The organism is Oceanisphaera sp. (assembly GCF_052084945.1).
In the GTDB taxonomy this organism is placed as follows: domain Bacteria; phylum Pseudomonadota; class Gammaproteobacteria; order Enterobacterales; family Aeromonadaceae; genus Oceanimonas.
Genome location: NZ_JBQDEX010000079.1, coordinates 2,920 through 13,135, shown reverse-complemented (window position 1 = coordinate 13,135; position 10,216 = coordinate 2,920). Strand labels below are relative to the sequence as shown.

Genomic DNA, 10,216 nt, shown 5'->3' with positions numbered 1-10,216 from the left:
TTCAGATCTTATCTCTATTGTTCCGTGTTCTTCCGTGGGTTCCGTGGCGAAAAATCTTGATCAGTTAGTTTTACAGATTGGCCTAAGAAAAAGCCAACAACTGGCGGTGGCCGTTGTTGGCTTTAGTTGTCTAATTTCATTCAACATTAAGCATGCAACATCGCACGATAAATGTTCATTACTCCGTATAGAACAAGGTTTCTACACATAAGCCTTCTTGGCTAAGAATATCTTTTAATCGTTTAAGTGCTTCAACTTGAATTTGGCGTACTCGCTCGCGGGTAAGGCCAATTTCTTGCCCAACATGCTCAAGGGTCGATACTTCATACCCCAGCAGGCCAAAACGGCGGGCTAATACCTCTCGTTGCTTGGGGGTCAGTTCATTTAACCAACCTTGCAAGCTGGTATTAATATTGCTGTCTTGTAACTTAACTTCGGGATCAAGATCGTTGTCATCTGTTAATACATCTAACAACACCCTTTCACCATCACCACCAAGCGGACTATCTAATGAGCCCATTCGCTCATTAAGTTTTAGCATGCGTGACACTTCCGTCGCGGGCTTATCAAGCGCTTTAGCTATATCTTCAGCAGTAGGGTCGTAACCTAGCTGGTGCGCTAGCTCGCGAGAGGTGCGTAAGCAAACATTCAGCTCTTTTACGATATGGATGGGTAAACGCACCGTGCGAGTTTGGTTCATAATGGCGCGTTCTATGGTTTGGCGGATCCACCAGGTCGCATAGGTCGAGAAGCGAAAGCCACGTTCGGGATCGAACTTTTCAACCGCACGAAGCAAACCCAGATTACCTTCTTCAATTAAATCGAGCAGTGCCAAGCTGCCATTGTTATAACGGCGAGATATTTTAACTACCAGCCTCAAATTAGATTCAATCATGCGTTTGCGTGCAATCAGGTCACCACGCAAGGCTCGACGAGCATATAAAACTTCCTCTTCAGCTGTTAATAAAGGAGAACAACCGATCTCTCCTAAATACAGCTGCGTGACATCTAGTGCTCGGCTACTTGCAACCTCTTGGTCTACGCCATTTGCGCTATTATCTTTCGTTTTATTAATTGTCGCATCCAATGCGTTGTCTGCATTAAAGTCTATGTTACCCGTACGAGTCGTTACTTTGCTCTGGCTCATGCTTGTTCTCCCTTTACCTGCACTACCAACGTTACGTATTTATCGTTTTGGCAGATGCTTTATGGGGTTAACAGAGGTGCCCTGATATCGAATTTCAAAATGTAATCGAACATCTGTGGTATCACTGCTTCCCATATCGGCAATATGCTGGCCTGCGCCCACTGTTTGTTGCTCTTTGACTTTTAGCACTTCGTTGTGAGCATAGGCCGATAAGTAATCATCATTATGTTTGATAATAATCAGATTACCGTAACCTCGTAACGCACTCCCTGCGTATACGACTTTTCCTGCGGCAGCCGCTTTAATGGCCTGTCCTCTGCTACCGCGAATATCAACGCCTTTATTGCCCGTTTCTGCCAACGAAAACCCTGAAATAACAGGCCCAGGTGTTGGCCAGCGCCAAGTAATCGCCGCCTTACTGGCCGTTTTATTAGGCGCTTGAGTTTGAGCGTATGCTTTTCCAGCGACGGGTGCAACTGGCTTAGTTACTTTTTTAACATTAGATTTTTCTTTTTTATTAGAAGGGCTTACACCTTTTTGACGTACTGGCTTAGCTGCAACCCTTGTTGATTTAGCCTGGGTAGAGCGGGTCATTTTTGCCTGCGATCGCTGTCCTTTTAGGGTTAGCGCTTGACCAACATAAATACGGTAGGGAGGGCGCAAGCCATTAAGGCCAGCAAGATCTGCCACGCTATGATTAGTGCGCCTAGCAATGCTGCTAAGGGTGTCACCCCGGCGTACTCGGTATTGCACCCGCTTAACTCCAGGGATATCTAAACGCAATGTTTGCCCAGGATAAATAGCGTAAGGGGGAGCAATACGGTTATGACGCGCTAAAGTGGGCACATCTGTGCCCGCTTGCCAAGCAATGGAATATAAGGTGTCGCCTTTGGCTACCACATAATGATTACCATTGGCTTTTATATGACCACGGGCATGTACCCCCGAGACTGGAGCAGGCGAGGTTCCGGAGCAAGCACTCAATAGTGCCAGCAACACTAGGTTGAGGCAGGTTAATGTGAGTGTTTGGCTCCATCTTGGCATTAGTTTCTCAACAGTAAATAAGCAATAACGGCAGCAATCAAGCAAGCCCAGCCAATAAGATCAATATAGCGGATCAGCTTGGCTTCCATTTTCACGCCACCCCATTTCATCAGTCCAGAGACTAAGAAAAAGCGCAAGCCTCGCCCCACTAACGATACTAAGATAAAGGGCAAAAAGGCCATACTGAGCAAACCGGCTGTCACAGTAAAGACTTTATAAGGAATGGGGGTAAAGCTGGCAATAAAAATAACCCAAACGCCCCACTTGGCAAACCAGGCTTCAGCCACTTCTATTTTGCCTTCATAACCCATAGAAGCAATAAAAGGCTGCACTATGGGATCCCACAATGCATACCCTAACAAATAACCAAAGCCGGCCCCCAGTACCGAGAACACAGTCGCCAGACCGGCATAAAACCAAGCGCTTTTAGGCTTAGCTAGTGTCATGGGGGCCAACATAACATCAACCGGCACCGGCCAAAATATAGATTCCGCAAAGCTATTTAATGATAAATAAACCGGAGCATGGCGGTGCATAGCCCATTTCATCACCAACTGATATAACCGAGAAAAAATTTTCACTCAAGATCGCCTTTCACTAACGGAACAAATCGCACCGCTTCTAACTCAGTGCGAGAAAACTGATCACCACGACGCTGATATAGCCATAATGTTTGCTGGGCTTGCCCTACCGGAATCACCATTACGCCACCATCGGCTAACTGAGACAACAAAGCTTGGGGTGTCTCTTGAGCCGCCGCCGTCACTATGATGGCATCAAAGGGAGCTTTACTTGCCCACCCCTGCCAGCCATCACCATGTTTTGTGGACACATTATACAGATCCAAGCGCTGCAAGCGGCGACGCGCCTGATATTGCAGTGACTTAATACGCTCTAAGCTAAAAACCTGCTCCACTAGCTGCGCTAACACCGCAGTTTGAAAACCAGATCCCGTCCCTACTTCCAGTACCCGCTTAGGCTGAAACTGCATCAGCGCCTCTGTCATTCTCGCCACTATGTAGGGTTGAGAAATGGTCTGGCCACAACCAATAGGCAAAGCGCTATTCTCCCACGCCTTGTGGGACATAGCTTCATCAACAAACTGAGCTCGGGGTAAACGGGCAATGGCCGTTAATACTCGCTCGTTTTTGATCCCCTGTTGTTGCAGCATGCGATAAAACTGCTGCCCTGCTAACGTAAGCACCCGCTACTCCACTTCTTTAAGCCAACTGGCCAATGCTGCCATTTTATTATGGGCCGTCATATCTATTGTTAAAGGGGTAATAGAGACATAACCTCTTTCTATTGCATCAAAGTCAGTACCTTCTCCGGCATCTTGAATGGCCCCTGGAGGACCTATCCAATAAATCGGCTTGCCCCGTGGATCGTATTCTTTTAATACTGGGTCACAACGATGACGATTACCCAAACGAGTCACTTTGATACCCTGAATATCACTTAAGGGCAAGTCTGGCACATTCACATTTAATATTTGGTTGGTCGATAAAGGTGCACGTAATAAGCCTTGCACCAAAACACCGACAAAATGCGCCGCAGTTTCAAAGTAACGTTCACCGCATAAAGACACCGCTAACGCAGGTAAGCCTAAGTGACGCCCTTCAGTCGCGGCTGCAACCGTACCCGAGTACAGTACATCATCCCCTAAGTTAGCACCGTGATTAATGCCCGCCACCACCATATCAGGATCGGGGTCAAGCAGGCAGTTAACTGCCCAATGTACGCAATCGGTAGGGGTGCCTTTAACAGAATAAAAGCCAGTATCATCAAGCTTATCCGCCCGCAATGGCACTTCTAGCGTCAAAGAGTGGCTGGCCCCGCTGCGATTTCGGTCTGGCGCCACTGTAACTACTTCAGCAAATTCAGATAAAGCGCGGCTTAATGTGCGAATACCCAGTGCATTCACACCATCATCATTACTCACTAATATTTTCATTCGCCTTGTACATCCTTTGCTATTTCACGCACCACACTGGTGGCATAACTTCCGGCGGGTAGCCAAAATGACAAACGCAGTGCATCGCCTTCTTGTTGCCAGCTCATCTGCTGGGGCTTTAAGAGTAAGGGACGGCGTTCTTGCTTCAAGCCTTGATTTTCAAGCCCTTGGCATAAATCTTGATGTTCACTGAGCGCCGATAACTCAAGCTCAGCTGCCGCAGCACCACTTGGTAAACGGCCACGTCCCCACATAGGGGCACTAATACGCACATCCCCTTCAGCAAAACGCGTTTGCATAGCCTCATCAAGCGGGTTGTCTTCGTTAATCGTAAAAAAAGACTGAGTACCAGCTAACATCAAACAGTCGCCATCAAGCAATTGCTCGGCTATACCGGCACGTAGGCGCGCACTGGCAGCCAAGTTAAATAAGTAGCTGCGCGCGGCAGACAAATACAGCGAGCGTTTATTACGATCTTTCACTTTTCGACCATTAAACATGGCTCGCGCCTGCTCAATGTTGCCAAAGTTATGGCCAAAACGTTGGTCGCCATAATAGTTAGGCACACCGCGTTCGGCAATGGCCGCCAAGCGATTCTCTAGTTCGTGGGGCGCAGATAATTCAGTGAGGTTTAGCTCAAACCAGTTGCCTTTTAATGCCCCTATTTTAAGCTTTTTATTATGGCGGCCACGAGCCAATATTTGTACATCGTCGCTTTCTAAGCTCGAAAAATCCGGCTCAGCTTTACCGGGTAAGTGCACGCCAAACCATTGTTCAGTAACGGCATGACGATCTTTCAAGCCCGCCCAGGTCACTTCACGCTGGGTCACCCCCGCTAAGCGTGATAATTCACGGGCGATCCACTGAGTATTTTGGCCCCGCTTTCGAATATAAAGCAGAATATGCTCACCTTCACCGCAGGGGGTAAAGCCTAAGTCTTCACGCACAATAAAGTCTTCAGGTACTACTTTTAAGCGCCCCTGACAGCTCGGTTCGCCATGTAGATACTGCCAGTCATTCATAGTTAAGCTATCAGTCATACTTTTACCAACAACACCACAGCTTCTGCCGCTATGCCCTCTTTACGACCGACAAAGCCTAGCTGCTCTGTGGTGGTCGCTTTTACATTTATCTGGCTGGTGTCAGCTTGCAAATCGGCAGCAATATTGGCCACCATATCGTGAATAAAGGGCGAGAGTTTAGGTGCTTGGGCCAACACAGTGACATCGGCATTACCCAGAGTAAAACCGGCCTCTTTTACCATGGCCACCACTTGGCGTAATAATTCACGGCTGTCGGCCCCTTTATAAGCGGCATCGGTATCAGGAAAATGCGTGCCAATATCGCCGCCACCAATGGCACCTAATAGGGCATCGGTAAGGGCGTGTAGAACCACGTCTCCGTCTGAGTGCGCCAATAAGCCTTGCTCATAAGGCACAGCTACACCGGCTAAAATACAAGGGCCGACGCCACCAAATTTATGCACGTCAAAACCGTGTCCAATTCGCATCATCAAAGTGTTCTCTTATGTATATTAAGCCGTACGTCTTACGGCATACGCGTTACGTTTAAAAACAAATTCAAAGGCTATTTTTGCCACGGAATACATGGACGAAGAACTAGTGAAAAGAAAAAAACAGCTTGTGTTTATAAGAGCTTAACACCTAGATATTTCCGTTTTCGTTCTTATTTCATCTTAATTATTCCGTGTATTCCGTGGCAAATAAATCGTTAGCTCTGCTCTAAAAAAAAGCTCGCTAGTGCTAAATCTTCGGGGCGAGTGATCTTGATATTATCTGCCCGCCCTTCTACTAATAGCGGATTAAAACCCGCCCCCTCCATGGCGGAGGCTTCATCCGTAATAATAACGCCTTGAGCCAGTGCATCAGCCAATACTTGACGTAATGTCGCCGTGGCAAAGCATTGCGGTGTGAGTGCGTGCCATAACTCTTCGCGTGGCACACTTTTGGCTATCGCCCCTTCACCATTACCGCGCTTCATAGTGTCGCGCACACGACTGGCTAAAATAGCACCCTGGGCTTGTTGGCCCGCAGCCATCACTGCCTCTAAGTCGGCGCTGTGTAAACAGGGTCGTGCCGCATCGTGCACTAACACCCACTCAGTCGATACCTGCTGCAACGCATTAAGTACCGAGTCGGCCCGCTCTCGTCCCCCCGCCACCGTCATAATGCGTGGATGGCTGGCGATAGCAAGGGTATTAAACCAGGTATCGTGCTCGGCAATCGCCACCACTATGCTGCCAATCGCTCTGTGCTTGAGCAATCCCCATAAGGTGTGCTCTAGCACAGTACAATCGCCCAAGGGCAAGTATTGTTTAGGCCGGTCAGCCGCCATGCGACTGCCTATGCCAGCTGCCGGTACAAGGGCAGTATAGCTATGTGTGATATTCATGGTAGTGGCTTATTCGTTGGCAGCTTATCGGTTAATAGCAATCGGTAAAAGGTTTCACCGGGCTTAATCATCCCCAAGTCGTTACGCGCCAACTCTTCTACGGCTGCTAGGCCTTTATTAAGATCGTCAATTTCCCGATATAACAAGGCGTTACGGGTCACTAATAATTCATTATCGTCCATTTGGCGATTTACGTTGGCTTGAACTTGATGATATTCAGCCAAGCCATTTTTACCCCACCACAAGTGATATTGAATTGTGCCTAACAGGGCGAGCAGTATTAGCGTCAGCGTGCGCATTTATCCTCCACAAATTGTACGCTAGTTTCCCATATTCACGCCATAAACAAAAGAAACCCCGCACGGGGCGGGGTTTCATTCTTAAGGCCAAAAAGCAAAGCCATTAATGATACTAACATCATCCACTAATGGGCTTGCACGTATTACGCTTGGCCTTTAATTTCAGACAAACCATTAAACGCAACCTTGCCGTTTAACTCTTCTTCAATACGGATCAGCTGGTTATATTTAGCAACACGGTCTGAACGACTCATAGAACCAGTTTTAATTTGACCCGCACAAGTCCCTACAGCCAAGTCGGCAATAGTAGTGTCTTCAGTTTCACCTGAGCGGTGTGAAATAACCACTGTGTAGTTGGCTTTTTGAGCCATTTGAATGGCGTTTAAGGTTTCGGTTAGAGTGCCAATCTGGTTGAACTTAATCAAAATAGAGTTAGCAACGCCTTTGTCGATCCCTTCTTTCAAGATCTTGGTGTTAGTTACAAACAGATCGTCACCCACCAGTTGGATCTTGTCACCCAGTACCTTAGTTTGATAGTCGAAACCATCCCAGTCTGACTCATCCAAGCCGTCTTCAATAGACACAATTGGATATTGCTGAGTCAGCGTTTCTAGGTAATGCGTAAACTCGTTGGCCGTAAATACTTTGCCTTCGCCGCTGAGGTTGTAGTTATTGTTGGCTTTGTCGTAAAACTCAGACGCCGCACAGTCCATTGCCAGTGTAATGTCTTTACCCAGCACATAGCCCGCTTGCTCAACCGCATCTTTAATGGCCACTAATGCCGCTTCGTTAGACTCAAGATCGGGAGCAAAGCCACCTTCGTCACCCACTGCAGTGCTTAAGCCTTTGGCTTTAAGTACTTTAGCTAGGCTGTGGAACACTTCAGCACCCATGCGCAGCGCTTCTTTGATGTTGTTAGCGCCCACAGGTTGGATCATAAACTCTTGAATATCGACGTTGTTATCGGCATGTTCGCCGCCGTTAATGATATTCATCATCGGCAGTGGCATAGAGTACTGACCTGGTGTGCCGTTTAGCTCAGCAATCCAAGCGTACAAAGGGACACCTTTAAACTGTGCAGCGGCTTTGGCAACGGCCAAAGACACAGCTAACACAGCGTTTGCGCCCAGCTTACCTTTGTTGTCGGTACCGTCTAGGTCGATCATTACCTGATCGATAACTGCTTGCTCAGTCGCATCTTTGCCGGTTAGTGCTTTGGCGATGCTATCGTTGATAATGGCAACGGCATTTTGTACGCCCTTACCTAAATAGCGAGACTTATCACCATCGCGCAACTCTAAGGCTTCACGTGAGCCTGTTGAGGCACCAGAGGGCGCTATGGCGCGGCCCATGATGCCACCTTCTAGGTATACATCTGCTTCTACGGTTGGGTTGCCACGCGAGTCGATAATTTCACGACCAATAACTTTAATTATTTTAGCCATTCTCTAACTTCCTCTTAGTTGAAAGGTAAAAACGGGATAAAGCACTAAAAAATACGGGCAAGCAGATATTTTCTGCTTGCCCGTGTTATTAGGTTACTCCAGCTCTCCCTGCTGATATTGACCTGCCGCTTTTATAAAGCCTGCAAACAATCCGTGACCATCTCTGGGGGTAGACGTAAATTCTGGGTGGAATTGTGCGGCTACAAACCAAGGATGATCGGGGTTTTCTATAATCTCGACCAATTTCTTATCGGCTGAGCGCCCTGTTACCTTCATGCCCGCTGCCTCTATTTTAGGCAATAAACGGTTATTAACTTCATAGCGATGACGATGACGCTCATAAATAGTATCTGAACCATATAAGGCATGCACCTTGGAGCCTGGTTCTAAGTGGCATAACTGCGAACCTAGACGCATGGTACCGCCAAGATCTGACATTTCGTCACGCACTTCTACTTGGCCTTCTTCGTCTAGCCATTCAGTAATTAATCCTACTACAGGATAAGGGCTTTCTGGATCAAACTCTGACGAATGCGCGCCTTCTAAACCAGCAACATTACGAGCATATTCAATTAATGCCACCTGCATACCTAAGCAAATACCTAAATAAGGTACGCGCTGCTCACGTGCATAGCGAGCCGCCATTATTTTACCTTCAATACCACGGGGACCAAAGCCACCAGGTACCAAAATGGCATCCAAGCCTTCCAACAAGCTTTCGCCTTTGCTTTCAAGATCTTGTGAATCTATATACTTAATTTTTACTGTCAGGCGATTTTTTAAGCCACCGTGTTTTAAGGCCTCGTTTACCGACTTATAAGCATCGGGTAATTCAATATATTTACCCACCATGCCAATGGTGACTTCGCCGGTAGAGTTGGCTTCCTCATAGATCACCTGCTCCCATTCAGATAAATCTGACGGTGGGCAATCTAGGTTAAAGCGCTTAACCACTAATTCATCTAGCCCTTGCGAGCGTAATACCGCTGGGATCTTGTAAATAGAGTCGACGTCTTTTAATGAAATAACGGCTTTTTCCAACACGTTACAAAAGAGTGCAATTTTGGCTCTTTCATTGGCCGGGATCACGCGATCACTACGGCAAATTAAAATATCGGGCTGAATACCAATCGACAGCAACTCTTTAACCGAATGCTGGGTAGGCTTGGTTTTTACTTCTCCGGCCGCGGCCAAGTATGGCACCAAGGTAAGGTGCATAAACAAGGTGTTTTCACGACCCACTTGTACGGCAAGCTGGCGTAGCGCCTCTAAAAACGGCAGTGATTCAATATCACCTACAGTACCGCCAACCTCAACAATAGCCACGTCATGCCCTTCGGCACCGGCAATTACTCGGTCTTTAATAGCGTTAGTAATGTGTGGGATCACCTGAATGGTGGCGCCCAAATAGTCACCGCGTCGTTCCTTGCGCAGCACGTCCGCATATACGCGGCCTGAGGTAAAGTTATTGCGACGCGTCATTTTGGTACGAATAAAGCGCTCGTAATGACCCAGATCAAGGTCTGTTTCAGCGCCATCGTCTGTAACAAACACTTCACCGTGTTGTGTTGGGCTCATAGTACCTGGGTCTACGTTAATGTAGGGATCCAGTTTCATAATGGTCACATTTAGACCACGAGCCTCGAGAATGGCCGCCAGGGAACCGGCTGCAATGCCTTTACCTAGGGACGACACAACCCCACCAGTAACAAAAATATATTTAGTTGTCATGTAGAACCTGAAGAAGCTAAGGAACGAAAGAGAGATGAAATTCAAGACGGGGTGAAAGTATACGCATGAAGCGCGAATTCGACAACGAAAACCTACCCCCGCACTATTAGCCGTCAGCTTTCAGCCGTCAACTGTACGCTTTACGCCGACCGCTATACGAAAAACCTAAACCAGTGGTTATCTT

General features: G+C 47.5%; 11 protein-coding genes. All 11 read right to left on the bottom strand.

Features of this window, described 5'->3' with window-relative positions:
• Positions 1–178 precede the first annotated feature (178 nt).
• The 11 genes from rpoS to ACTHY5_RS08290 all read right to left on the bottom strand — a co-directional run bounded on the left by rpoS (position 179) and on the right by ACTHY5_RS08290 (position 10,032).
• On the bottom strand, positions 179–1,147 hold the full coding sequence (rpoS, locus tag ACTHY5_RS08340) for an RNA polymerase sigma factor RpoS (protein WP_441878612.1): 969 nt from the start codon (positions 1,145–1,147) through the stop codon (positions 179–181).
• A gap of 39 nt (positions 1,148–1,186) precedes the next feature.
• A complete protein-coding gene (locus ACTHY5_RS08335; protein ID WP_441878610.1) occupies positions 1,187–2,191 on the bottom strand; it encodes a LysM peptidoglycan-binding domain-containing protein in 1,005 nt (334 codons plus the stop codon).
• On the bottom strand, positions 2,191–2,772 hold the full coding sequence (locus tag ACTHY5_RS08330; protein ID WP_441878608.1) for a YqaA family protein: 582 nt from the start codon (positions 2,770–2,772) through the stop codon (positions 2,191–2,193). Before ACTHY5_RS08330 ends, ACTHY5_RS08335 begins: the two co-directional genes overlap by 1 nt.
• Positions 2,769–3,395 (bottom strand): protein-L-isoaspartate(D-aspartate) O-methyltransferase, encoded by a 627-nt coding sequence (locus ACTHY5_RS08325; protein ID WP_441878606.1) that lies wholly within the window; start codon positions 3,393–3,395, stop codon positions 2,769–2,771. The genes ACTHY5_RS08330 and ACTHY5_RS08325 overlap by 4 nt, the downstream gene beginning before the upstream one ends.
• Before the next feature lie 3 nt (positions 3,396–3,398).
• A complete protein-coding gene (gene surE / locus ACTHY5_RS08320; protein WP_441878604.1) occupies positions 3,399–4,145 on the bottom strand; it encodes a 5'/3'-nucleotidase SurE in 747 nt (248 codons plus the stop codon).
• The gene (gene truD, locus ACTHY5_RS08315; RefSeq protein ID WP_441878614.1) at positions 4,142–5,167 is read right to left on the bottom strand and encodes a tRNA pseudouridine(13) synthase TruD; all 1,026 of its coding nucleotides are present in this window, start codon (positions 5,165–5,167) and stop codon (positions 4,142–4,144) included. Before truD ends, surE begins: the two co-directional genes overlap by 4 nt.
• A gap of 14 nt (positions 5,168–5,181) precedes the next feature.
• The gene (gene ispF / locus ACTHY5_RS08310) at positions 5,182–5,658 is read right to left on the bottom strand and encodes a 2-C-methyl-D-erythritol 2,4-cyclodiphosphate synthase (RefSeq protein ID WP_441878602.1); all 477 of its coding nucleotides are present in this window, start codon (positions 5,656–5,658) and stop codon (positions 5,182–5,184) included.
• Positions 5,659–5,876: 218 nt separating this feature from the next.
• Positions 5,877–6,557, bottom strand: a complete 681-nt coding sequence (ispD, locus tag ACTHY5_RS08305) for a 2-C-methyl-D-erythritol 4-phosphate cytidylyltransferase (protein ID WP_441878600.1) — start codon at positions 6,555–6,557, stop codon at positions 5,877–5,879.
• Positions 6,554–6,856: a cell division protein FtsB gene (gene ftsB, locus ACTHY5_RS08300; RefSeq protein ID WP_441878598.1), complete on the bottom strand. Its 303-nt coding sequence runs from the start codon at positions 6,854–6,856 to the stop codon at positions 6,554–6,556. Before ftsB ends, ispD begins: the two co-directional genes overlap by 4 nt.
• 143 nt (positions 6,857–6,999) lie before the next feature.
• Entirely contained in the window at positions 7,000–8,301 is a 1,302-nt protein-coding gene (eno, locus tag ACTHY5_RS08295; RefSeq protein ID WP_441878597.1) for a phosphopyruvate hydratase, read from the bottom strand.
• Positions 8,302–8,394: 93 nt separating this feature from the next.
• Positions 8,395–10,032 carry a CTP synthase gene (locus ACTHY5_RS08290; protein ID WP_441878595.1) on the bottom strand — a complete coding sequence of 546 codons (1,638 nt, stop codon included), beginning with the start codon at positions 10,030–10,032 and terminating at the stop codon, positions 8,395–8,397.
• Positions 10,033–10,216: the final 184 nt, after the last annotated feature.

Excerpts from the sequence above, each read along its gene's own strand:
- rpoS (WP_441878612.1), bottom strand. The coding sequence starts at position 1,147 with ATGAGCCAGAGCAAAGTAACGACTCGTACGGGTAACATAGACTTTAAT.
- ACTHY5_RS08335 (WP_441878610.1), bottom strand. The coding sequence starts at position 2,191 with ATGCCAAGATGGAGCCAAACACTCACATTAACCTGCCTCAACCTAGTG.
- surE (WP_441878604.1), bottom strand. The coding sequence starts at position 4,145 with ATGAAAATATTAGTGAGTAATGATGATGGTGTGAATGCACTGGGTATT.
- truD (WP_441878614.1), bottom strand. The coding sequence starts at position 5,167 with ATGAATGACTGGCAGTATCTACATGGCGAACCGAGCTGTCAGGGGCGC.
- ispF (WP_441878602.1), bottom strand. The coding sequence starts at position 5,658 with ATGATGCGAATTGGACACGGTTTTGACGTGCATAAATTTGGTGGCGTC.
- ispD (WP_441878600.1), bottom strand. The coding sequence starts at position 6,557 with ATGAATATCACACATAGCTATACTGCCCTTGTACCGGCAGCTGGCATA.
- ftsB (WP_441878598.1), bottom strand. The coding sequence starts at position 6,856 with ATGCGCACGCTGACGCTAATACTGCTCGCCCTGTTAGGCACAATTCAA.
- eno (WP_441878597.1), bottom strand. The coding sequence starts at position 8,301 with ATGGCTAAAATAATTAAAGTTATTGGTCGTGAAATTATCGACTCGCGT.
- ACTHY5_RS08290 (WP_441878595.1), bottom strand. The coding sequence starts at position 10,032 with ATGACAACTAAATATATTTTTGTTACTGGTGGGGTTGTGTCGTCCCTA.